The sequence below is a fragment of the Mesorhizobium sp. M1C.F.Ca.ET.210.01.1.1 genome (genome assembly GCF_004791585.1).
Taxonomy (GTDB): Bacteria; Pseudomonadota; Alphaproteobacteria; order Rhizobiales; family Rhizobiaceae; genus Mesorhizobium.
Window position 1 is genome coordinate 160,803 of sequence record NZ_SRUU01000011.1, and the last position, 21,360, is coordinate 182,162.

General features: G+C 62.2%; 22 protein-coding genes. 7 read left to right on the plus strand and 15 right to left on the minus strand.

The annotated features are described in order from the left end of the window. The first annotated feature begins 242 nt into the window (after positions 1–242). The 5 genes from EN853_RS15090 (at position 243) to EN853_RS15110 (ending at position 5,850) form a co-directional block, all read left to right on the plus strand. A complete protein-coding gene (locus EN853_RS15090; RefSeq protein WP_127860551.1) occupies positions 243–1,025 on the plus strand; it encodes a 3-hydroxybutyrate dehydrogenase in 783 nt (260 codons plus the stop codon). Positions 1,026–1,048: 23 nt separating this feature from the next. Next, positions 1,049–2,200, plus strand: a complete 1,152-nt coding sequence (locus EN853_RS15095) for a patatin-like phospholipase family protein (protein WP_127860552.1) — start codon at positions 1,049–1,051, stop codon at positions 2,198–2,200. Between the two features lie 45 nt (positions 2,201–2,245). Continuing rightward, entirely contained in the window at positions 2,246–3,640 is a 1,395-nt protein-coding gene (locus tag EN853_RS15100; protein WP_245516993.1) for an NAD(P)/FAD-dependent oxidoreductase, read from the plus strand. Between the two features lie 18 nt (positions 3,641–3,658). Further along, positions 3,659–5,005: an NAD(P)/FAD-dependent oxidoreductase gene (locus EN853_RS15105; protein WP_127860553.1), complete on the plus strand. Its 1,347-nt coding sequence runs from the start codon at positions 3,659–3,661 to the stop codon at positions 5,003–5,005. Between the two features lie 140 nt (positions 5,006–5,145). Beyond that, positions 5,146–5,850: a peroxiredoxin-like family protein gene (locus EN853_RS15110; protein WP_127860554.1), complete on the plus strand. Its 705-nt coding sequence runs from the start codon at positions 5,146–5,148 to the stop codon at positions 5,848–5,850. Here EN853_RS15110 and EN853_RS15115 read toward each other — a convergent pair. The 11 genes from EN853_RS15115 to EN853_RS15170 form a co-directional block, all read right to left on the minus strand. Beyond that, positions 5,834–6,739 (minus strand): LysR family transcriptional regulator, encoded by a 906-nt coding sequence (locus tag EN853_RS15115; RefSeq protein WP_127860555.1) that lies wholly within the window; start codon positions 6,737–6,739, stop codon positions 5,834–5,836. The two genes, EN853_RS15110 and EN853_RS15115, sit on opposite strands and share 17 nt — an antisense overlap. A 143-nt stretch (positions 6,740–6,882) precedes the next feature. After that, positions 6,883–7,536, minus strand: a complete 654-nt coding sequence (locus EN853_RS15120) for a LysR substrate-binding domain-containing protein (protein WP_127860556.1) — start codon at positions 7,534–7,536, stop codon at positions 6,883–6,885. 31 nt (positions 7,537–7,567) lie between these two features. Beyond that, positions 7,568–9,187, minus strand: a complete 1,620-nt coding sequence (locus EN853_RS15125) for an AMP-binding protein (RefSeq protein WP_127860557.1) — start codon at positions 9,185–9,187, stop codon at positions 7,568–7,570. Between the two features lie 590 nt (positions 9,188–9,777). Continuing rightward, the gene (gene pqqE / locus EN853_RS15135) at positions 9,778–10,905 is read right to left on the minus strand and encodes a pyrroloquinoline quinone biosynthesis protein PqqE (protein ID WP_127860558.1); all 1,128 of its coding nucleotides are present in this window, start codon (positions 10,903–10,905) and stop codon (positions 9,778–9,780) included. Further along, positions 10,902–11,198 (minus strand): pyrroloquinoline quinone biosynthesis peptide chaperone PqqD, encoded by a 297-nt coding sequence (pqqD, locus tag EN853_RS15140; protein WP_127860559.1) that lies wholly within the window; start codon positions 11,196–11,198, stop codon positions 10,902–10,904. The genes pqqE and pqqD overlap by 4 nt, the downstream gene beginning before the upstream one ends. Continuing rightward, positions 11,195–11,953 (minus strand): pyrroloquinoline-quinone synthase PqqC, encoded by a 759-nt coding sequence (gene pqqC, locus EN853_RS15145; protein WP_127860560.1) that lies wholly within the window; start codon positions 11,951–11,953, stop codon positions 11,195–11,197. The genes pqqD and pqqC overlap by 4 nt, the downstream gene beginning before the upstream one ends. Then, complete coding sequence (pqqB, locus tag EN853_RS15150; protein WP_127860561.1) at positions 11,950–12,888, minus strand: pyrroloquinoline quinone biosynthesis protein PqqB; 939 nt, start codon at positions 12,886–12,888, stop codon at positions 11,950–11,952. The genes pqqC and pqqB overlap by 4 nt, the downstream gene beginning before the upstream one ends. 153 nt (positions 12,889–13,041) lie before the next feature. Beyond that, complete coding sequence (locus EN853_RS15155; RefSeq protein ID WP_168247752.1) at positions 13,042–13,179, minus strand: hypothetical protein; 138 nt, start codon at positions 13,177–13,179, stop codon at positions 13,042–13,044. A 149-nt stretch (positions 13,180–13,328) separates the two neighbouring features. Next, positions 13,329–14,201: a substrate-binding domain-containing protein gene (locus EN853_RS15160; RefSeq protein ID WP_245516998.1), complete on the minus strand. Its 873-nt coding sequence runs from the start codon at positions 14,199–14,201 to the stop codon at positions 13,329–13,331. Between the two features lies 1 nt (position 14,202). Next, a complete protein-coding gene (locus EN853_RS15165; protein ID WP_127860563.1) occupies positions 14,203–14,727 on the minus strand; it encodes a c-type cytochrome, methanol metabolism-related in 525 nt (174 codons plus the stop codon). Between the two features lie 162 nt (positions 14,728–14,889). Next, the gene (locus tag EN853_RS15170) at positions 14,890–16,791 is read right to left on the minus strand and encodes a methanol/ethanol family PQQ-dependent dehydrogenase (protein WP_127860564.1); all 1,902 of its coding nucleotides are present in this window, start codon (positions 16,789–16,791) and stop codon (positions 14,890–14,892) included. Between the two features lie 697 nt (positions 16,792–17,488). On the opposite strand from EN853_RS15170, the gene EN853_RS15175 reads away from it, so the two are divergent. Next, a complete protein-coding gene (locus EN853_RS15175) occupies positions 17,489–17,842 on the plus strand; it encodes a hypothetical protein (protein ID WP_127860565.1) in 354 nt (117 codons plus the stop codon). 39 nt (positions 17,843–17,881) lie between these two features. Here EN853_RS15175 and EN853_RS15180 read toward each other — a convergent pair whose 3' ends face one another. The 4 genes from EN853_RS15180 to EN853_RS15195 all read right to left on the minus strand — a co-directional run bounded on the left by EN853_RS15180 (position 17,882) and on the right by EN853_RS15195 (position 20,652). After that, complete coding sequence (locus EN853_RS15180) at positions 17,882–18,622, minus strand: ATP-binding cassette domain-containing protein (protein WP_127860598.1); 741 nt, start codon at positions 18,620–18,622, stop codon at positions 17,882–17,884. Continuing rightward, the gene (locus EN853_RS15185) at positions 18,591–19,418 is read right to left on the minus strand and encodes an ABC transporter permease (RefSeq protein ID WP_127860566.1); all 828 of its coding nucleotides are present in this window, start codon (positions 19,416–19,418) and stop codon (positions 18,591–18,593) included. The genes EN853_RS15180 and EN853_RS15185 overlap by 32 nt, the downstream gene beginning before the upstream one ends. Beyond that, positions 19,415–20,353 (minus strand): ABC transporter substrate-binding protein, encoded by a 939-nt coding sequence (locus tag EN853_RS15190; RefSeq protein WP_245517000.1) that lies wholly within the window; start codon positions 20,351–20,353, stop codon positions 19,415–19,417. The genes EN853_RS15185 and EN853_RS15190 overlap by 4 nt, the downstream gene beginning before the upstream one ends. A gap of 89 nt (positions 20,354–20,442) precedes the next feature. Continuing rightward, on the minus strand, positions 20,443–20,652 hold the full coding sequence (locus EN853_RS15195; protein WP_127860568.1) for a hypothetical protein: 210 nt from the start codon (positions 20,650–20,652) through the stop codon (positions 20,443–20,445). A gap of 302 nt (positions 20,653–20,954) precedes the next feature. Here EN853_RS15195 and EN853_RS15200 point away from each other — a divergent pair, with 302 nt between their 5' ends. After that, positions 20,955–21,335, plus strand: coding sequence for a cytochrome c family protein (locus EN853_RS15200; protein ID WP_127860569.1), 381 nt, complete (start codon positions 20,955–20,957; stop codon positions 21,333–21,335). Positions 21,336–21,360 lie beyond the last annotated feature (25 nt).

Consider the following 21,360-nt stretch of genomic DNA (forward strand, 5'->3'; position numbering starts at 1 on the left):
TCCAGACGCCCCGGCGTTGCCAAGCAATATTACTAGCTGCTGTTACGTCAAACAACCCGGCCCGCGGATCTGCATCGCGAGGCGCGCCGGTCAGACTGTCGGCTATCGAATCCATGTCTCAACGGCATTTCCGCGGTTTCAGGCGGCTCGTCATACTGGTCCGCAGATCCAGAGCCGGGCGCTGCTGCCCGCCGCTCGCAGCCGCCGGCCGACGCCGGCGGCCCAGACACAGGGAAACGACGATGCTCAGTGGCAAGACAGCGCTCATCACCGGTTCGACCAGCGGTATCGGCCAGGGTATCGCCGAAGCCTTCGCGGCCAAGGGCTGCAACATCGTTCTGAACGGTTTCGGAAATGCCGGCGAGATCGAGTTGCTGCGGGCGAAACTGGCCGCCGACCATGGCGTGACCGTCCGCTATGACGGCGCTGACATGAGCAAGGGCGATGCCATCACTGCGATGATGGACAAGGCCATCGCAGAATTCGGCGCGGTCGACATCCTGGTCAACAATGCCGGCATTCAGCATGTCGCGCCGATCGATGACTTCCCGATCGAGAAATGGGAGGCAGTCGTGGCCATCGATCTGATGTCGTCCTTCTTCACGATCCGGCGCGCCCTGCAGGCGATGAAGGCGCGCAAATGGGGGCGCATCATCAACGTCGCCTCGGCGCACGCGCTGGTCGCTTCCCCTTACAAATCAGCCTATGTCGCGGCCAAGCATGGCGTCGCCGGCCTGACGAAGACCGTCGCGCTGGAAGTTGCCGAACAGGGCATCACCGTCAACGCGGTCTGCCCCGGCTACGTGCTCACCCCACTGGTCGAGAAGCAGATACCGGACACGGCCAAGGCCCGCGGGATCACCGAAGAGCAGGTGATCAAGGATGTGCTGCTTGCCGCGCAGCCGACCAAGCAGTTTGTCACCGTGGAGCAGGTTGCAGCGCTCTGCCTGTTCCTGGCCTCCGATGAAGCGGCCTCGATCACCGGCGCCGTCATGCCGATCGAAGGCGGCTGGACCGCTCACTAGATCCGGCACGAGGAGCGAAAGCCATGAACAAGTTCTCGCAAAATCCGCCCGTCTCCGAGCCGGCGGTCGAAGTCTCCCATCAAGGTGAGCCCAAACGCCAGACCGTCCTTGTCCTGCAAGGCGGTGGCGCGCTCGGCGCCTATCAGGCAGGCGTCTACCAGGCGCTTGTCGAAGGCGGCGTTGAACCGGATTGGGTCATCGGCACCTCGATCGGCGCCATCAACGCCGCGCTGATTGCCGGAAACGAGCCCGGCGATCGGCTGCCGAGGCTCCAGGAGTTCTGGGAAGGGGTCAGCCGGAGCAGCCCGCTCGACGAGTTTTTCCGGATGATGGTTCCGAGCAACATCTTCGCCAACATGGGCACCGTTATGCGCGGCATCCCTGGGTTCTTCGAACCGAACCCAAGCGCCGTGTTCGGGGTCAATCACGAAGTCGGCGTCGAGAACGCGTCCTACTACACCACCGATCCGCTGAAGAGGACGCTGAGCAATCTGATCGACATCGACTACCTCAACGGGCGCCACACGCGGCTGACGGTTGGCGCGGTCAACGTCAACACCAGCGAACTCAAATATTTCGACACGCGCGAGATGGCGCTGTCGGTGGCGCATGTCATGGCGTCGGGCGCCCTGCCGCCGGCGTTTCCGGCCGTCTGCATCGACGGCGAGCCCTACTGGGATGGCGGCATCTATTCGAACACGCCGATCGAGGTCGTGCTGGACGAGCGCCCGCGGCGCGACGCGCTGATCTTTGCAGTCAACATGTGGCAGCCCCGCGCCACCGAACCGAAGTCGATCTGGCAGGTGATGGGGCGGCAGAAGGACCTTCAATACGCCAGCCGCGGCAAGAGCCATGTCGCCCGCCAGGAGCAACTGCACCGGCTTCGTCATGTGGTGCGCGAGATGGGAAAGCTGGTGCCGGAGGACCGGCGCGAGGATCCGATGTTCAAGGAGCTCGCGTCCTATGGCTGCCCTTCGGTCATGCATCTTGTCCGGCTGCTCTCGCCGCGCCTCGACGGCGAGGACCACACCAAGGACATCGACTTCACCCGCTCGGGCATCCGCACCCGCTGGCAGGCAGGATACGAGCATGGCCAGCGCGTGCTGACGGACAAGCCCTGGGAATGCGACGTCGACATGCTGCAGGGCATCGTCATCCACGAATCGCAAGAGTGATGGGCTCAGGCGCGCTGAAGCCTGGCAGACAGACGGAGAAGACCGATGCAGATCATCACTCCCGGCATGCGGTTGATCCCGGAAGCCGTGCTTGCCAACAACGCCGCGCTCTTCCGTACGATCCCGGAGACCCCTTCCCATGCGGACAAGTCACTGCATCGCGTGGTCATCGTCGGCGGCGGCGCAGGCGGACTGGAACTGGCGACGCGCCTTGGCCGCAAGTTCGGCAAGCGGCGACTCTCCATCACGCTCGTCGACCGCAACCGCACCCATATCTGGAAGCCGCTTCTGCATGAGGTGGCATCCGGTGCGCTGAACGCCTCGCACGACGCCGTCGAATACATCGCCCATGCCAGCCGGCACCACTATCGATACCGCATCGGCGAGGTCGTCGGCATCGATCGGGCAAAGCGCCAGGTCTTTGTCGCTCCCAGCTTCGATGATGACGGCCGGCAGGTCATACCGCCGCGGGTGCTGGGCTATGACACGCTGGTGCTGGCCGTCGGCAGCGTCAGCAACGATTTCGGCACGCCGGGTGCTGTGCGCCATGCCATCTCGCTCGATACGGCCGAGCAGGCCGCCCGCTTCAACAAGCGCATGATAGACGCATGCCTGCGCGCCAATGCGCAGTACGAGCAGCTGTCGCCCGGTCAGCTCCATTGCGTCATCGTCGGCGCCGGCGCAACCGGCGTCGAACTGGCCGCGGAACTGCACAAGTCGATGCGTGAAATTGCGTCGCACAATCTCGACAATATCGATTTCGAGAGGTTGATCCGCATCACCATCGTCGAGGCCGGGCCGCGCATCCTGCCGGCGCTTCCCGAACACATGGCGCGTGCTTCGGCACGCCTACTGATCAAGCTGGGTGTGCAGATACGCTGCGGCATCAAGGTCACCGAAGTGACCGAGGACGGCATCAGGCTTGGCGAAAAGCTGTTTGTGCCGGCCGAGCTCGTGGTCTGGGCGGCCGGGATCAAGGCGCCGGATTTCCTGAAAACCCTCGATGGCCTCGAAACCGACCGTATCAATCGCCTGGTGGTGGACAAGACCTTGCGTTCTGTCGGGGACGTGAACGTGTTCGCGATCGGAGACTGCGCGAACTGCGTGCTGCCGGGCGAGGGCGATGCCTTGCCGCCCCGAGCCCAGACAGCACACCAGCAGGCGGATCATCTGGTGAGGGTGATCGCCGCGCGCCTTTCGGGACAAGCTGCGCCGGCCTTCCGCTACCGCGACTACGGGTCGCTCGTGTCGCTCGCCGATTACGGCGCATTCGGCAGTCTGATCGGCGGGCTGAAGATCGAGGGTCTGCTGGCGAGGCTTGCCTATCGCTCGCTGCACAAGATGCATCTCAAGGCGGTGCACGGCCTCGCAAAGACCGCGTTGGATTCGATCGGCGAGATGGTGGTCAGGCGCGCCAGACCGCGGATCAAGCTCCACTAGGCATGGCGGAGTCGGTCAATGGAAAAGTATGACGTGGTGATCCTTGGCGGCGGCAATGCTGGAATGGGCGTTACGGTCGCGACCCGCGCCGCCGGGCTTTCCGTTGCCATGATAGAGGCCCGCGACCTCGGCGGCACCTGCCCCAATCGCGGCTGCACGCCGAAGAAGGTACTGGTTGCAGCAGCCCACGGGCTCGACGAGATCGAACGCGCCGATCGTCATGCGATCACGGTCGATACCCCGAGACTTGACTGGCGCGCCCTGATCGAGCGGGAGAAGGCAATAATCAGGGACATTCCGTCCCGCCTGTCCGGATTGATGGCCAGGCGAGGCGTCGATGTCATCCACGGTGAGGCTTCTTTTGTCGGCAGCAACGCCATCCGCGTCGATGGACGAGAACTGGAGGCCAGGAACATCGTCATCGCCACCGGCTCAAAGCCGCGCTCGCTGCCGATCCCGGGCGCCGAGCACCTGACGACTTCCGACGATGTCCTGAACGATCCTGTGTTGCCTCGCTCGGTCGTTTTCATTGGCGGCGGCGTCATCGCCTTCGAGCTTGGCCACGTCTACGCGTGCGCCGGCGTTGAGGTCACGATTCTCGAAGCGCTGCCGCATTTGCTCGGGGGTTTCGATGTCGACGCCGTCGAACAGATCCGAGCCGAAAGCGAGCGCATCGGTATACGCATACGCACCCTGGCCTGGGTCAAGAGGATCGACAAGGCTGGCGGACGACTGCGTGTCACTTTCGTGGCGGACGGTGCTGAGTGCGCGGTGGATGCGGACAGGGTTGTCAATTGCGCCGGGCGCGTGGCCAATGTCGACGGGCTCGATCTTGGTGCTGGCGTGATCGTGCATCGCGAAGGCCGGATCGAAATCGACGATCATCTGAGGTCCCGCTCCAATCCCGATGTCTATATCTGCGGTGACGCGGTGTGGAACTCTCCGCAGCTTTCGCCGATAGCGACTTATGAGGGGAGCATCGTTGGCCGAAACATCGTAGACGGCCCGAAGCATCGGCCCGACTACAGTCATATCCCGGCGTGCCTCTACAGCATTCCGGCCGTGGCAAGTGTCGGACTGACCGAAGCCAAGGCGAGGGAACGGGGCCTCGGCGTCAAGGTCCATATCAACAACATGCAAGACTGGCTCACGGCGAGGACCTATGCCGAGACGGTGGCGTGGTCGAAGATCATTGTCGAGGATGCGACGGACAGGATCGTCGGCGCTCACATGGTCGGCCATGCCGGCGAGGAACTGATCCACATCTTCGCGCTTGCCATGAAACACGCCATCACGGCATCGCAGCTTGCCGACATGGTCTACGGCTTTCCGACTTTTTCCGCCGATATCAGGAACATGTTGTAACGAATTGAGGTCTGGCGGCGAACGGAATACGAACCTCGCCCGCTTTGATGCGCGCAAGGCATCAAAACCATGCAAGAAAAACATGGCCGTGGCCGGGGGGCTTCGATGATAGGCTGCGTCAGATCGATGAAAGTGCAGAAATGGCCGCCGACGACCAGCCCATGACATTTGAACAGGCCGTCCAGGCAGCCGTCGAACTTGATGCGCCTCTCAACGAGCGGCTGGCGGTGATTGCCGCGGCGGTCCGACGGATCGACGCGAATTTCGCCGATGCGGTAGACCGCCTGGTGGAACGCCTGGAGAAACAGGGCGCCGGAGCAGCGGCGCCAACTCCGGGCGATGTCATGCCGCCGTTCCTGCTGCCGGACGACGAGGGCAGGCTGGTTGGCTTGGCCGACGTCCTGCTCGGGGGGCCCGCTGTGATCACCTTCCAGCGCGGGCATTGGTGCCCTTACTGCCGTTTGAACGCGATCGGCATCGTCGAAGTCCAGCAGGAGATCGCGGCTTTGGGCGGGCAAATCGTGGCGATCATGCCCGAGCGAGGCAAATTCGCCAGGGCGATGAAGGCCGCGGTTGGCGCAAGCTTCCCCTTCCTGGCCGATATGGACAATGGCTACGCACTGTCTCTCAACCTGGCGATTTGGATCGGGGCCGAGATGGAGCGGTTAATGGGCGTTGCCTACGACCTCCCAAGCTACCAGGGCAACTCCAGTTGGTTCTTGCCGATCCCTGCGACCTTCATCGTTGGGACGGATGGCGTCATCACGGATCGCTTTGTCGATCCCGATTACCGCCGACGCATGGACATTGACGACCTGATCGCCGCGCTCAGGCGGGCTCGCTGACGCCGAAGGGCGACCAGTCCGTTGACCTCAACAGGTTGAGCAGCGTCGCGGCCACCGGAGATCTGTGCCGCCCGGCAACCGCGTAGACGGAGACGATCCGCGAAACATCGAGATCGCGAAGCTTGAGCCGGCGCGTGTTCGGCGACCGGGGTGCCGTCAGAGAGACGAATCCAACGCCGGCGTTGGCCTCGAGCAGCGCGAGAAGGTCCTGGTCGGTCTCGACTTCGTGCGCGGTTCGAGGCGTAAGGCCTTTGGCAGACAGCGAGCGCGACAGTTCCTCGCTCGTTTCCCAATCGATGCGGCTTAGAACCGGTTCGGCGGCCAGCTGGTTCAAGGCGACATCGGCTTCGTTGCGTCGGGCCAGCGGATGATCGGAATTTACGGCGAGTTCTATCCCTTCCTGAAACAGCGGCCATACGTCGAGGCGATCCCACGCCTGTCCGAGCGGGCCGGCAACAGCCAGCTCGACGTCACCGCTTTTCAATGCATCGACCACGGCGGCCGGCGAGCCACGGTTGATCTTGAGGTGGACGCCGGGATAGGCCCGGAAAAGCTCCGTGAAAGGCGAAACCAGCAGCGCAATATTGATGCTGTTGGAAATCGTCACGTTGAGAGGCGCGACGTCGCTGCTTTGCACGGCCTTGGCCAACGATTTGGCGGACGTGGCCGCATCATAGCACTGCTGCAGCAGCGGCAGCATACGCCGCCCAAGTTCCGTCAGGTGCGAGTGCTGGCGCTCGCGCCGAAGCAGTTCTCCGCCCAATTCCTCTTCGAGCGTCTTGATCGCACGCGTGAGCGCCGGCTGCGTGACGTTGCATTCCTCGGCCGCTCTGGTGAAATTCAACGTATTCGACAGGGCCAAAAAATAGCGGACCTGCTGCATCTCCATGAACTTTCGCCCCCTCAGCGAAATGGTCTATCAGCGACTATGCATGTTCGCAGGCTAACGCATTCGCGCGGTCTCGGCAAAGCATGGCCAGTCTGAATGTCTGCTTTCGTCATGCCGCCCAGCGTGCAAAGCAGGACTTGGTCTCATACGTTGCGCTCTTCGGTAGAAATTTCCCGTAGCCAATCACGCAAAAGCTCTGCTGCCGGCGACAGCGTCCGGTGGTCGTTCCACGTCATGTAGTACCCTCCCAAGGCGGGCAGCTCGAGGTCGGTAATCTTGACGAGCTTGCCTTCGTCAACCAAGTGCCGCACCAAGCGGTGCCAACCCACGGCAACCCCCTGATTGGCCTGGGCAGCCTGCAACGCCACGAAGACCTTACCGAATCTTCGACCACGAAGTGGCCCGTGTGTAATTCCGCAACGACGCATGATCTCGTCCCAACTCGACCAATCAGGGTCGACCCAATCCACATGCAAGAGCGGCAGGTCAGGAAGGGATCCAGCGGTCGCGTCGGAGTGCTCCCAGCCAGGGTGCCCGAGCGCAACGCATGCACAATGCCGCGCGACGACAGCGGATCGGCGGCGAACAAGCTGTCGCCCGCCGCGACCCAGCGCTCGCCTGCGGCCGGATCGATCGTGGCGGTTCCCGCCGACCTCCCCATGTCGAGTTGAGCGGCCATCCCAAGTGAAAGCATGCGAGGGATACGAGCTGGCGAACCTTCCGCTAACATTTTGATTCTGCATCAAAACATTGGTCCTTCCAGGCCCCGAAAGCAGGCGGGTGGCCTGTGAACCCATAAACCAATCAAAGATAAATCGTGCCGCCGGGCTACTGCTCGGCCTTCAGCCTGAAGCGTTGGATCTTGCCGGTCTGGGTCTTGGGAAGCGCGTCGGTGAACTTGATCGATCGCGGGTATTTGTAAGGCGCTATCGTTGCCTTGACATGGTCCTGCAACAGCCGTCGCTCCAGGTCGCCCGGCTCTACCCCGGCGGCCAGGACAACGTGGGCCTCGACGATTTGGCCACGGTCGAGGTCGGGCATGCCGACGACGACGCATTCCTTGACATGGGGGTGGGAGAGCAATGCCGCCTCGACCTCGGGGCCCGCGATGTTGTAGCCGGCGGAGATTATCATGTCATCCGAGCGGGCGGCGAAATGGAAATAGCCATCCTCGTCCTGGAAGAAGGAATCGCCGGTCAGGTTCCAGCCTTCGCGCACATAATCTCTCTGGCGCGGATCGTTTAGATAGCGGCAGCCCGTCGGACCGCGCACTGCAAGTCGACCGATCTCGCCGCGCGGCAGGTCGTTCATGTCGGCGTCGACGATTCGGGCCTCGTAACCGGCAACCGGACGCCCGGTTCGGCCAGGCGCCAGGTCGTCGAGCCGATTGGAAATGAAGATATGCAGCATCTCCGTCGCGCCGATGCCATCCACGATCGGCCTGCCGGTCCGCTGCACCCACGCTTCGAACACCGGCGCGGGAAGGGTCTCGCCGGCGGAGACCGCAATCCGCAGCGACGAAAGGTTGGCGCCCTCGTCGAGAGCGGCGATCATCGCCCGGTACGCGGTCGGAGCGGTGAACACGATAGTGGCGCCATATTTTTCGATGATCTCGATCATGTTGGTGGGAGAGGCATATTCAAGCAGCGTCGCCGCGGCGCCGAAGCGGAGCGGGAAGATCGCAAGGCCGCCGAGGCCAAAGGTGAAAGCGATGGGCGGCGATCCGACGAAGATATCCTGCGGCGTGACCTGCAGCACCTCACGCGCATAGCCGTCGGCAATGATCAGCAGATCCCGGTGAAAGTGCATCGTCGCCTTCGGCAACCCGGTGGTGCCCGACGTGAACCCGAGGAGGGCGACATCGTCACGCCCGGTTGCGACGCAGTCGAATACGACCGGCTTGTCGAGCGCCGCCCTGTCCAGTTCGGCGTCATGATTGGCCGTGCCGTCGAAGCCGACCACCTGCTTGAGGAACCGGCTGTTCTTGGCGCAGGCCACCATCTCGTCCATCAGTCTTGTATCGCACAGCGCCAGCGCGATCTCGGCCTTGTCCACGATCTGCGACAACTCGCCGGATCGCAGCATCGGCATGGTGTTGACCACGACCGCGCCCGCCTTGGTGGCAGCCAGCCAGCACGCCACCATCGCCGGGTTGTTGGCGGAGCGGATCAGCACGCGGTTGCCAGGCCGCACGCCGTAATTTTCGACGAGCGCGTGCGCGAGACGATTGGTCCAGTCGGACAGTTCCTTGTAGGTCCTGCGGCGGCCGTTGCCGATGAGCGCAACGTGGTCGCCAAGGCCGCGCTCGACCTGCCGGTCGGTCAGTTCGAAACCGATATTCAGATGTTCCGGATAGTCGAACCCGTCGAGCAGCAGCGTCGGCCACTGATCGGCCGGCGGAAGGTTGTCACGCGCGAACGTGTCGACATGCGCAGAGCGACCGAGCATTGGCAAACCCTCCATCCGTCGAGAAACTGCCATGGACAGACCTGCCGACGGTGGCACGACGATCCCATTATTTCAAGCTTAAAACGATCCGGCGCCAGATTGGGTTGAGAGGGGGAGCAAGCGGCCGCGATGGTGTGGGCCAAGGGCGCGAATTTCGTCACCGCAGACGCAAGGATGTCACAGGTTGGCGACGCTTATTTGCTGGCATCGAGTTTCGGGAACGACTTCTCGAAAATGCTTGTGACCGGCAAGACTCCCTTCAAGGGACTGCCCAAGCTTCCATCCTACCAGAAGCTGAAATCCAACCTTGGCGGCAAACCGAAATATCCCGCCTGCGAAAGATTCGGCCGGGACCCGGGACTGATCGATTTCGCAGCGTCCCAGGTAGGACTCCCACCGTCCTGGACGGACAAACCGCTCCGACAGTAGGTCCAGGTGAATTCGAGCGAGAACCGACCAGCGATTGCCACGAAGATCGAACTTGCGGAAGAAGCGGGTGTATCAGATCCGGCGTCGGCGGATCCAAACACCCGACTGCAGAGTGGGGCGAACCTGGGCGCCGACGTGTGAGGCCGGGGAGTCGTAGCTGATCAAGCGCGGTTGTCGGGTCGAGTTGCGGCGCCGATCCGCCGGAAAATGAAGCTCTCCGCGCCCTCCGGCGCGGCTTCTGCCAGCGCGGCATCGGTCAGTATCGCCATGTGCTTGTGGATCGGCGACTTGATGCAGGCCGGATCCGTAGCAGCGGCATTGCCGGCAATCGCCATCGCCTGACACCTGCAGCCGCCCCAGTCGACCTCGCGACGCTCGCAGCTTCGACACGGCTCCTGCATCCACTCGGTGCCGCGGAAGGCATTGAATGCCGGTGAATCGCTCCAGATCTCGGCAAGCGTGCGCTCTCCGAAGCGCTCGAACCGAAGCGAGGGAATCGTCTGCGCGGCATGGCACGGCAGCACCGTGCCGTCCGGGGCCACCATGAACGCGTCGCGCGCCCAGCCGCCCATGCACGGCTTGGGATAAGTGGCAAAATAGTCAGGCGTGACGAAATCGATGTTGATGATTCCGGCCAGCTGTTCCTGCGCCGCCGCGACGATGTCCGCCTGCCGGTCGACCGCGGCACGTTCGGGCATCAGCGCGTTGCGATTGGCCAGCGCCCAGCCGGCATACTGCACGTTGGCGATCTCGAGCCGCTCCGCGCCCAACGAAAGGGCCAGATCGATGAATTCCGGCACTTCCTCGATGTTGTGACGATGGATCGGCGCGTTGATGGTGAGCGGCAGTCCGGCCGCGCGGGCGCGGCGTGCCGTTTCCAGCTTCCTCTGGTGGCTGCCCTTGCGGTTGCCGATGCGGTCGGTGGTCTCCTGGCGGGCACCCTGAAAGCTCAGTTGCAGGTGGTCGAGACCGGCTTCGGCAAAGGCCTCGATGCGGCCTTCGGCAATGTTGACGCCGGCGGTGATGAGGTTGGTGTAGACACCGCGCGCCGAAAGCCCGGCAATCAATTGCTCCAGATCGCGGCGCAGCGTCGGCTCGCCGCCGGACAGATGCACCTGCAGGACGCCGAGATCGGCGGCCTGCGAGAAGAGATCGAGCCAGGTCAGTGTGTCGAGCTCGCGATTGGCCTTCAGCAATTCGAGCGGATTGGAGCAGTACGGGCACTGCAGCGGGCAACGATGCGTCAGTTCCGCCAGCATGCCGATCGGAGGCAGGAGGGGGGCGCTCATAGCTTCACCAAAAGCTTGTCCGACCATTCCTGCAGGAAGGCGATGACGTCGGCCGCCACGGCCTCCCGATCCGCATCATAGTCGGCCGCGAGGTCGGCGATGATGTGGTCGACGGTGGACCGCCCGTCGCAGCGGCGCAAAATGTCGAGGCTGATCTCGTTCGGCCAGAAGACCTTCTCCGGCGAAAGCACGGCGAAGGCCTGCCGCACGGGGTCGTATTGTATGCGCACATGCTTCGGCAGCGATGGCGTTGATCGCAGCGACACGATGGCTCTTTCGCGCAGCCCCGTCATAAGGCCGCCTCCGGGCGGAAGGTGCCGGGCGGTATGTTTCCCGGCTCGCCATAGGCGTGTTGAAGCGCGTCTAGCATGGCCCACAGTATGTCGCATTTGAACACCAGCGCATCGATCGCCTGCTGCTGGCGCTCCGCCGTGTCGGCGTGGCCCAGCACATAGGCGAGGGCGAAGTCGGCATCGCGCGACGCCTGTTCGGGCCGCCGGCTGAAATAAGCCAGCGTATCCTCGGTGATGTAGTCGTATTTCGCCAGCATCGCCGGCACCCGCTCGCCGATGATGGTTGGCGAGAACATCTCGGTCAGCGACGACGCGACCGCCTCGAGCAGCGTCCGGTTCGTGCAGAAGGAAAGGTAGGCGCCGACGGCGAAACGGGTCGCCGGCAGCGCCAGCCTTTCGCTCCTGACCGCTTCGGCATCGATGCCGAGCGAGGTCGCCAGATGCAGCCAGCGCGCGATGCCGCCGCTCCAGCCATCCTCGCCGTCGTGGTCCTCGATGCGTTTGCGCCAGGCGGCGCGAAACGCCGGATCCTCGGCATGTGCTAGGATCATGGCGTCCTTGCGCGGAATGACGGCCTGGTAGCAATAGCGGTTCAGCGCCCAGGCCTGCATTTCGGCCTTCGACAGGGCGCCGCTGGTCATTCTGTGATGGAAGGGATGGCGGTTGTGATAGCGCTCGTCACCGACCCGCCGCAGCACGGCCTCGAGCCCGCTCTTGGATAGGCCACCTTGGGCCGCGTCGTGAAAGTCACTCAAAATTCGATCTCCATTCCATCCCGGGCGACTTCCCAGCCGGCCGCCTTGACCGCCGCGTGCTCGGCGGAATTCTCGTCAAGAACAGGATTGGTGTTGTTGACATGGACGAAGATGCGGCGGCCGATCTTCACATCGGCCAGGCCGGCAATCGAACCCGCTTCGCCAGACATTGCGATGTGCCCCATGCGCGCACCGGTTTTCTGGCCGACGCGGGCAAAGATCATCTCGTCGTCCGTGTAGACGGTGCCGTCGAACAGAAGGCAGGCGGCATCGGCCACACGCGTGCGCAGGGAGGCATCGATGCGGGCGCAGCCCGGGATGTAGAAGACAGCGCCGCGACTGCCGGCCCCGGTGATGCGCACTCCGATCGTGTCACCCGAGTCGGAGCTGAAATCGGCGCTGGGATCGCCTCTTTGCTCGAGATAGAGCGCGATCTTGCTGGGCACGGGAAAGGCGTCGACGACCACACCGGTCCCATGGCCGTCGGCATCGCGGATCGCCAGTTCCTCTGTTGGCGCCAGGAGGCGCCGCGGCACGATCGCCGGATCGAGGACATTGAAAATCGAATTCGCCTCCAGCGTCGCCAGCACCTGTGCCGTTGCATAGATGGCGAAAGGCTGTCGCTCCCGCAGGCTGAGCAGGCCGGCGATATGGTCCACGTCGGCATTGGTCAGCACCACGGCGCGGATCGGCGTCGAGCGCAGCGGCGCGTCGGCCGCTGGCTGCAGTTCAGGCGTTTGCGCAATCTGCTGGCGAATGTCGGGCGATGCGTTGAAAAGAACCCAGCCTGTCCCGTCCGCCGATGCGGCGATGCATGATTGGGTTCGTGAATGCACGCTGGACATCCCGGTCCGAGCCGCGCGGCTCAGGCGATAGTTGCAGTTCCATTGCGGAAAGCCGCCTCCCGCCGCCGACCCGATGATCTTCACGCGCATGGCAATGCCCGCTCCGCGGCCCGTTTGACCGGCAGGAAATTCACGGCGGTAAACGGCTTCGCGTCCGCGTTTCCCGCGGCAAAGCCCGTCGCGAAGACATCACGCGGCAAGGGGGCGCATGCCCCTGTTGCCAGGAGCATGCACCTTCGCGGCCTACTTCCTGGGAGGAATTTCAGCAGGCAGATACCGCGAAATTTCGAAGCCCGCAGCAACCTGGCACATGGTCGGTTTCTTCCAGCTCTTCTTCTTCATGGCATTCTCCTCTTTTGCCAGCCCGAAGGGGCCGGTCATGTCGTTGGCGCCATTGCGGGCTATGCAATGGCTCGTCCATCACTTCACAAATGGACAAATGAAACACTGGGTTCTCAAACAACAAAAAAATCGGCCTCGCAGATCAGTTCCTTTCCTCCATCGCCTGTCCCGTTTCGCGCCGCTCAGGCTCACCCCGGCGTCGCCGTGATCGGGTTGTCATGTTCGTCGATCAGCGGCACGTTGTAGTCGAGCAGGAGCTTGTTGATCTCTGCCTGGTTCTCCCGGATCACTTTGTTGAGCGTGCGCTTCCATTCCTGGTCGGATGGACGTACCCCCATGGTGATGCGGTAGGACATGCGCGAGCCGGTCCTTTCCTTGACCAGCGGGACGATCGCAACGTCCGCATTGAGTTGCCTGGCATAGTAGCCTGCCATCGGTCCCCACAGGATCGCCGCGTCTATCTTGCCGGCAAGCATGTCCTTGATCACAACCTCTCCCATCGACGGGGTGACGCGCGTATCGACGGTCAGCGGGTAGATTTTTGCCGTTCGCAAGAGTTTGTTGGCGGCCATGTTGGCGGTTGGCGGCGTGCGTTCGACGATGCCAATCCTCTTGCCGGTGAGTTTCGGATCCTCGATCGTCTCGACACCCTCGAGATCGTCGCCCTTCGGATGAACAAGCACGTAGGAGGAGCGATAGTAGGCGTTGGTGTTCTGCACCAGTTCATCACCCTGGGCATAACCCATGATGACGTCGCATCGGTTGGCGGCAAGAGTGTTGCGCACGAAGCCTATGACGGTCGGAAACCAGGTGTAGGCGACCGACTTCCTTCCCGTCTTCCTGGCAACCAGCTCGGCCAGCTTGTTCTCGAAACCTTGGCCGCTCTGGTCGGTGAACGGCATGTTCGAAGGATCGGCGCAGACGCGCAGTGTATCCGGATCGACCAGTTCGCCCGCTGCCCCGAGGCCTGCGCCTTGCGCCTGGGCGTTCGACGGCGACATGGCGAGTGCGCCGAGGATCAGCAAGACGACACGCAGGCTGGATGCGTCACGGCCGTTCATGTCACCCACCCATGCATGATGCTTCGGCATCCTTCGCCGCCTTAGCCTTGTCTTCGTGCTTGGGCGGTCTTCCGCGGGGTGCAACGCCATCGGCGCGGGCGCGCAGATAGATGTAGAGATCGTCCAGGTAGCAATAGACGTTCTTGTTGTCGCCGAAGGCAGGCATGACGTTTTCCTTGCCGTTGCCGGTATTCTTGCGGCCCTGGGCGACGATCGAGAGGAAAGTGGGGTAGTCGATGTTTTTCAGGCTGTTCGCCAGGGCCGGCGCGTAGCTCGAACCCGTTCCGTCCTGTCCGTGGCAGACATGGCAGTCCGAGTGATAGCGGCGATAGCCGCTGAAGGTGTACCAATCCACGGTTCCGTTTTCGATTTTGTAAGTTGGATTTCCATCCGCATCCAAATATTTGCCGCCCTCTTCCTTCACCGCCTTGGCTTTTTCGGCGCTGTCCTCGGCCCGCGCCAGACTTGAGCCGGCCAGAGGCAGAAGAGCCAGGGCGAGAACGGAAATTGCAATGCGAACAAACATTCAGACGCTTCCTTCTTTTGCCAAAGGACAAAGGGTTTGCCGTCGCGCAGCAGCGTTGATCGATGTTTCGGTTGCGCGGCAAATCGAGAGCCCGGGAATACCTCCGGGAGATCCGGGCTCTCGAATATTCAGGCCTTCGGTCTCTAAGGCCGTTTCCGGATATCAGTCCGGAAGACCGAAGACGGTCAGCTGGCCGCCCAGCGTGGTGTAGTCGGCAAGTGCTGCGTAGCCACCGACTGCTCCCAGGCCTGCGGTTCCAACCACTGCGGCCTGATCGCCTTGAGCGCGGCCCTGATCGACGGCGCCATGCCAGGCAGCCGCGTTGTCGGGTGACAGCAACCCGCCGGCGAGGCCGATGCCGGCCCATCCGCCGACGCCGGACAGCACGGCGATGTACTGTTTGCCGTTGTGCTCGAAGGGGGTGACGTTGCCGATGATGCCGGACGGGGTCTTGAACTTGTAGAGTTCCTTGCCCTTCTCATCGACCGCCTTGATGTAGCCTTCGAGCGTGCCGTAGAAGATGACGTCGCCGGCGGTCGCCAGGGCGCCCGACCACACCGAGAACTGCTCGGGCTTCGACCAGACGATCTCGCCTTTGGCAGCATCCCAGGCAATGAAGTTGCCCATATTGCCGTCACCGCCGGGTGCGGGATACATCGACACCGTGGCGCCCACATAAGGCTGGCCGGCCGTGTAGCTCACCTTATATGGCTCATAGTCCATGCAGACATGGTTGGTCGGCACATAGAACAGTCCGGTCTTCGGCGAGTATGCGGCCGGCTGCTGGTCCTTGGTTCCAAGCGCTGCCGGGCAGATGCCCGTCGAGTTGGTGTCTTCGCCGTTCTGCTGCGTCGAATATTTCGCCACGACCTGCGGACGGCCGTATTCCTTGCTCTTGGGGTCCATGTTGACCTCAGTCGCCCAGTTCACCGCCGGATCGTATTTCTTGGCAACGAGAAGCTCGCCGCTGGCGCGATCCATGGTGTAGGCGAAGCCGTTGCGGTCGAAATGCACCAGCACGTCATGCTTCTTGCCTTTGACCTCCATGCCGTCGACGAGGATCATCTCGTTGATGCCGTCATAGTCCCACTCGTCATGCGGGGTCATCTGGTAGACCCATTTCGCCTTGCCGGTGTCGGCATCGCGGGCGAAGATCGTCATCGACCAGCGATTGTCGCCGGGGCGCTGGACCGGGTTCCAGGTCGAGGGATTGCCGGTGCCGTAATAGACGAGGTTCAGCTTGGGATCATAGGAATACCATCCCCATGTCGTGCCGCCGCCGGTCTTCCACTGCTCGCCTTCCCAAGTACTCGTGCCGGAGTCCTTTCCCACCGGCTTGCCAAGTTGCGTGGTCTTTTCGGGGTCGAGCAGGGTGTCGGCATCCGGACCTTCCGAATAGGCCTTCCAGGCGAGCTTGCCGTCCTTCAGATTGTACGCGGCCAACCAACCGCGGACACCGAACTCCGCGCCGGAGACACCAACGAGAACCTTGTCCTTGACGACCACGGGCGCCGAAGTCCCGGATTCACCCTTTCCGCCGTCCGTGTTCTCGCCGTTCTTGACCGACCACACGACCTTGCCGGTCTTGGCATCGAGCGCAACGACGGTGGTGTCGGCCTGGTTGAGAATGATCTTGCCGTCCCCGTAAGCGACGCCGCGATTGACCGTGTCGCAGCACATGATCGGAATGACGTTCGTGTCTTGCTTGGGCTCGTATTTCCAGAGGATCTTCCCGTCGTTGTTGAGATCGAGGGCGTAGACGATGTTGGGGAAGGGTGTGTGAACATACATCACGTCGCCGATGATCAGCGGTCCACCCTCATGGCCGCGCAGCACGCCAGTCGAGAAGGTCCACTTGACCTGCAGATTCTTCACGTTTTCCTTGGTGATCTGCTTGAGCTTGGAGTATCGGGTGTTGGCGTAATCGCCAGTCTGCATCACCCAATCTTTCGGGTTTTCGGCCATTTTCGCGAGTTCTTCGTTGGCTGACGCTATATAGGACGCGCCGAACGACAGTAGCGCAGAGGTCGTTGCGATGTAGGTAGCTTGCGTAAGTGCTCGCATCAAATTCCTCCCAGGTTGACAACAAGAAATCAGTCTTCAGGCTCGCAAGAGCCCGGCAAAGCGATTCATCGTGGGAAGTATTTCCGGCAGCTGTCACAACCTAAGCTGTCAATAGCAGAGGCGCATTTCTGCCCTCCACCAAGTCAGCTCTAGCCTGCACCCGCCCAATTGGCCTACGAAAGACTACCGCCGTTCCCGAATTACAGCGGCATCCTTGAAGCCGGAAACGAGGTAAGGCTATGTCATTGCAAAATATCAGGCAAGGAAAAACCCCCGCTTGGAGCGTGCGCTGCAGCATCTATATATTGCAATGCAACATGAAGAAGAATAATAAAAACTGACTAAAACGAAGATAGGCCGATGGTATAAGAGCGAAATTTTCTCACACAAAATTCCTATTTCTTCGTATTTTTCCTATGAAAAGCTTCACGATGTATTTAATCAGTGTTTTTCAATCACATCTTTCTGACATTTTTTGGTTGACAGTAGTGGATGAGTCGCGAAAACTACTCAGGAATTTGGGGCGCCTGACCGACCGTGAGGCCGCCCTGAAGCGCTGATGTCGGAGGGCAAAGCATTCCTCCTTTGGTCCTATACGGGGGTGGTGAGAACTTGACCGGGCGTACGGCATGTCGCCAACTGGGCAGCGATAATGCCGTCGCGCTGCGCCGCGCCCAGGCAATAGGAGGAATTTCTCATGGCCAGATATGTCGGATTTTCGATCCTGCCGCTCTTCCTTTCGTCGACAATGGCGCTTGCAAATCCGGCCGGCGCGGCGGGAGACTATCCGACGGCGACGATTGTCGACTATGTGCTCGGCTGCATGCAGACGAATGGCCAGACACGTCAGGCGTTGGAGAGCTGTTCCTGCTCGATCGACGTCATCGCCTCGATCATCCCTTACGACCACTACGAGAGGGCCGAGACCTTCAAGAGCATGTCTCTGACGACAGGTGAGAATGCGGGCTTGTTCCGCGAAAGCGCGCCGGCGAAAGCCGCGCGAACGGAGCTGAAGCGTGCGCAGGCGGAAGCCGACGTGCGTTGCTTCTGATTCGACTCCTTCAAGGGGTATCCCGCTCACTGCGGGCGATCAGGTCACGCCTGGAAATGTTTGATGGAACGACCGCAAAAGGTCGCCCGTCGCGTCTGGGCTGCGGTGTTGCCTCGGTAGGCTTACATCGAAAATGCCGAGCACATGCGCGGGCCGCGGCGCGAGCACGATGATGCGATCCGAGAGCGTCAGGGCCTCGGTCAGATTGTGCGTCACCATAAGGGCGGTCGTGGGCCGGGCCGACCAGACCGCAAGAAGCAGGCGCCGGAGCTGCTCGGCGGTCCGCCCGTCAAGCGAGACGAAGGGCTCGTCCAGGAAAAGCACAGCCGGTTCGGTCGCGAAAGCCCTCGCAAGTGCCGCCCTTCGCGCAAGGCCAAGCGAGAGCTCCGCCGGATAGAGTGAGCGCATGCCGGTAAGACCGAGCGAGGCAAACAGCCCGTCGAGATTTTTCGTTCGCAGGTCTTTCGGCAGCGCCAGCCTGACATTCTGCTCCACCGTCCGCCAGGGCAGCAGGGTGGGTTCCTGGAACACAGCGGCTATGCGGTGCGAACCGACTTCAGGCAGTTGGAAGGATCCGGAAAACTGCTTATCGAGCCCAAGCAGAATACGCAGCGTCGTGGTCTTGCCGCAGCCCGATGGTCCGAGCAGGCAAGCGAACTCGCCTTGCCGGACCTCGAAGGAAAGGTTCTTGAGCGCCGTGACCGAGACGCCTTGCGCGGACCTGAAGGTCTTTTCGGCGATGTCGACCCTAAGCGGGACGGCGGCGCCAACGGGTTGCATGTCGTTCAACGGGCTGCACCAGAAGAAGTTCGACGACAAGCATCACGGCCACGAACGCCAGCGTGTAGGCGAGAATGGCAGCGACGTCGAAAAGCTGGAAATAGAGATAGATCTGGAAGCCCACGCCGTTGGAGCGGCCGAGCAGTTCGACCACCAGGACGATCTTCCATATGAGGGCGATGCCTGAGCGCGAGGCCGCGGCCAGGTAGGGCTGCAGTTGCGGCAGCAGGATATGGCGGACGCGGTCGAGGGGGCCGAAGCGGTAGACTGCCGCCATTTCGGCGTAACGCGGGTCCAGCGCCCTGGCGCCTTCGCGCATGGTCACCACGACGTTCGGGATCTTGTTCACGGCAACCGCGCCTATCGCCGCGACCTCGTTGAGGCCGAACCAGATATAGGCCAGCACGATGATCACCAGCGCGGGGATATTGAGGAACAGGATTACCCAGGGATTGAAGAACCGGTCCGCGCCGCGATAGCTGCCGAGGAGAATCCCGATCACCGATCCGGCGATCATGGCGACGAGGTATGCCGCGGCAACCCGGCCCAGCGTTGCACCGAGATGGTAGAAAAGGTCGCCGCTCGCCGCCTCTCTCAGCAGTACCTGCCAAACCTCTTCCGGACCCGGAAAGGCACGGCTCGGCCAGGCATTCGCCGCCAGGCTCCACAGCAAGCAGAGCCCGAGCAGGGAGATCGTCACCGTCAGCGCGGGCATCAGCGCCGCTGCGGGGCCGGAACGGGTGGAAATGTCGGCCGAGCCGCCAGGCGTGCGATCGCCGGTATCTCCTGCGGTCATTTCGAGGGCTCCTGCCAGAACGTGCCCGGCGCCATCTCCGGCGCGCTGCCGACCAGCTTTTCGCCGCCGATCCCGGCCAGCACCCGGTAGAGCCTGCCGGCATCGACCGCTTCCTCGGCGACCGGGCGCCTGGGAATGCCCTGGCGATAGCGGTCGCGCAGCTTTGCCAGTTCCTTGCCTTCAGAGCGGACAATCGGCGCAAGACGCAGCCACTCTTCGTCGGATCTTGCCAGCAGATCCTTGGCCTGCGCTGAAGCCTTGAGGAAGCCGCGGACGGCTTGCGGATTTTCGTTCGCCCATTTGTCGTGGAATACATAGCCGAGCGCGGATACCGGGCCCGAAGCTCCGAGCGCTGTCTCCGCATCGTCGGCGCCGATCAGCCGACGGAATCCGTTGGCCTCGAGCCGGGCGCAAAAATGCCAGAAATCGAGCACCGCATCGAGCTCTCCCTGATTTGCCTTTTCCGAAATCAGCGGCGGCGCGCCAAAGACGACGTCGCTTGTCGCCGGCAGGTCGAGGCCGTGATCGCGCCTGGCCAGCGCCTGTATCAGCAGCCAGCTCTTGTCGAGCGCCCCGCCGGCGACGCCGATCTTCTTTCCCTTGAGGCCGGCGATCGTGCGGATTGGCGATGCGTCCTTCACCATTATCGCTCCGACGGCCGTCGAATAGGGGGCCAATGTGACATCGCCGCCAGCCGAACGCTGGCGCGAGACCCACAGCCAATCGGTCACGATCATGTCGATCGCGCCTGCCAGCATCGCGACATTGGTCGCATCCTCTCCGGCGAAATAGATGACATCCAGATCGATCCCGTTTGCCGCGTCGAGCTTGTGTTCCTTCAGCGTGTCAAGCTCCCAGCTCACCGTGCCGAACTTCAGCACGCCGATGCGGAGCTTGGACGCGGCGGAGGCGGCAATGGCGTGTGAGCCAAACATCGCGGCCGTTCCAAGGGCCGCCAGACGGAGCGTTTCCCGCCGCGAAATCATCGTGTTCCTCCCGGGACTGCAACAAACCAGGGGCGCGGTCAGATCGACTGGTCCTTCGTCGGAAAAGCGCATTTCCAGCGCCTGACCTTGAGGGTGGGGTGTTCCTGCGACCATTTCGCGATTTCGCTGGGCGCCAGGATCATGCATTGGAACAGAGAGCCGCGGCTCTCGAAATAGAGATGTTCGTTACGGCAATCACCAGGATTGGCACTCAGGCAAACCGTCAATATGAGGTCGACCATATTCATTCAGCACCTCTTGCGCGCGAAAACGCCCGCTCTGGCGAAATGCCGCCGCCCCCATTGCCTGGGCAAAATCTCAGTCCGGATGAAACCGGCCTGACCGGTGTCCCAAGGTGCCCGTGGGAATCCGGAATGACCTGAGGCTACGCACTCGCTCTGAGGCCGTCAACAAAGGCGAAAGTACAAGGTAGCCTGTCTCCGGTGCCGGAGTTGTTCTGGACCTTCGTATGATTGACTTCCGCCATCCGCCGGTTAGCTTTTCGGTCTTACAGGCGCCGGGCATCTTGACGATCAATGAGGGAATTGCCATGCGCGCTATCGCCTTTTTCGCCGTCGTATTCCTGGTGACTTTCAGCACGAGCCAATCCCAGGCGCAGGATGCCGCGGCAGGTGAGAAGGTCTTCACCAAATGCAAGGTCTGCCACGTGGCGGACAAGGACCAGAACAAGGTCGGCCCGTCGTTGAACGGAGTCATCGGCCGCACCGCCGGCACGCATCCGGGGTTCAGCTATTCCCAGGCCATGGTTGCGGTCGGAAAATCCGGCGTGAAATGGGACGAACCGACGCTGACGACCTATCTCCATGATCCAAAGGCCATGGTGAAAGGCACGAAGATGGCGTTTGCCGGCCTCAAGGACGACAAGGACGTGGCCAACGTCATCGCCTATCTCAAGCAATTCTCGAAGTAGCCGCTTCGCCGACCGTTCGATTTGC

Excerpts from the sequence above, each read along its gene's own strand:
- EN853_RS15180 (WP_127860598.1), bottom strand. The coding sequence starts at position 18,622 with ATGCAACCCGTTGGCGCCGCCGTCCCGCTTAGGGTCGACATCGCCGAA.
- EN853_RS15200 (WP_127860569.1), top strand. The coding sequence starts at position 20,955 with ATGCGCGCTATCGCCTTTTTCGCCGTCGTATTCCTGGTGACTTTCAGC.
- EN853_RS15170 (WP_127860564.1), bottom strand. The coding sequence starts at position 16,791 with ATGCGAGCACTTACGCAAGCTACCTACATCGCAACGACCTCTGCGCTA.
- EN853_RS15090 (WP_127860551.1), top strand. The coding sequence starts at position 243 with ATGCTCAGTGGCAAGACAGCGCTCATCACCGGTTCGACCAGCGGTATC.
- EN853_RS15110 (WP_127860554.1), top strand. The coding sequence starts at position 5,146 with ATGGCCGCCGACGACCAGCCCATGACATTTGAACAGGCCGTCCAGGCA.
- EN853_RS15120 (WP_127860556.1), bottom strand. The coding sequence starts at position 7,536 with ATGGGTTCACAGGCCACCCGCCTGCTTTCGGGGCCTGGAAGGACCAAT.
- EN853_RS15175 (WP_127860565.1), top strand. The coding sequence starts at position 17,489 with ATGGCCAGATATGTCGGATTTTCGATCCTGCCGCTCTTCCTTTCGTCG.
- EN853_RS15105 (WP_127860553.1), top strand. The coding sequence starts at position 3,659 with ATGGAAAAGTATGACGTGGTGATCCTTGGCGGCGGCAATGCTGGAATG.
- EN853_RS15185 (WP_127860566.1), bottom strand. The coding sequence starts at position 19,418 with ATGACCGCAGGAGATACCGGCGATCGCACGCCTGGCGGCTCGGCCGAC.
- EN853_RS15115 (WP_127860555.1), bottom strand. The coding sequence starts at position 6,739 with ATGGAGATGCAGCAGGTCCGCTATTTTTTGGCCCTGTCGAATACGTTG.
- EN853_RS15160 (WP_245516998.1), bottom strand. The coding sequence starts at position 14,201 with ATGAACGGCCGTGACGCATCCAGCCTGCGTGTCGTCTTGCTGATCCTC.
- EN853_RS15155 (WP_168247752.1), bottom strand. The coding sequence starts at position 13,179 with ATGACCGGCCCCTTCGGGCTGGCAAAAGAGGAGAATGCCATGAAGAAG.
- pqqD (WP_127860559.1), bottom strand. The coding sequence starts at position 11,198 with ATGACGGGGCTGCGCGAAAGAGCCATCGTGTCGCTGCGATCAACGCCA.
- EN853_RS15165 (WP_127860563.1), bottom strand. The coding sequence starts at position 14,727 with ATGTTTGTTCGCATTGCAATTTCCGTTCTCGCCCTGGCTCTTCTGCCT.
- EN853_RS15095 (WP_127860552.1), top strand. The coding sequence starts at position 1,049 with ATGAACAAGTTCTCGCAAAATCCGCCCGTCTCCGAGCCGGCGGTCGAA.
- pqqB (WP_127860561.1), bottom strand. The coding sequence starts at position 12,888 with ATGCGCGTGAAGATCATCGGGTCGGCGGCGGGAGGCGGCTTTCCGCAA.
- EN853_RS15125 (WP_127860557.1), bottom strand. The coding sequence starts at position 9,187 with ATGCTCGGTCGCTCTGCGCATGTCGACACGTTCGCGCGTGACAACCTT.
- pqqE (WP_127860558.1), bottom strand. The coding sequence starts at position 10,905 with ATGAGCGCCCCCCTCCTGCCTCCGATCGGCATGCTGGCGGAACTGACG.
- EN853_RS15100 (WP_245516993.1), top strand. The coding sequence starts at position 2,246 with ATGCAGATCATCACTCCCGGCATGCGGTTGATCCCGGAAGCCGTGCTT.
- EN853_RS15195 (WP_127860568.1), bottom strand. The coding sequence starts at position 20,652 with ATGAATATGGTCGACCTCATATTGACGGTTTGCCTGAGTGCCAATCCT.
- EN853_RS15190 (WP_245517000.1), bottom strand. The coding sequence starts at position 20,353 with ATGTTTGGCTCACACGCCATTGCCGCCTCCGCCGCGTCCAAGCTCCGC.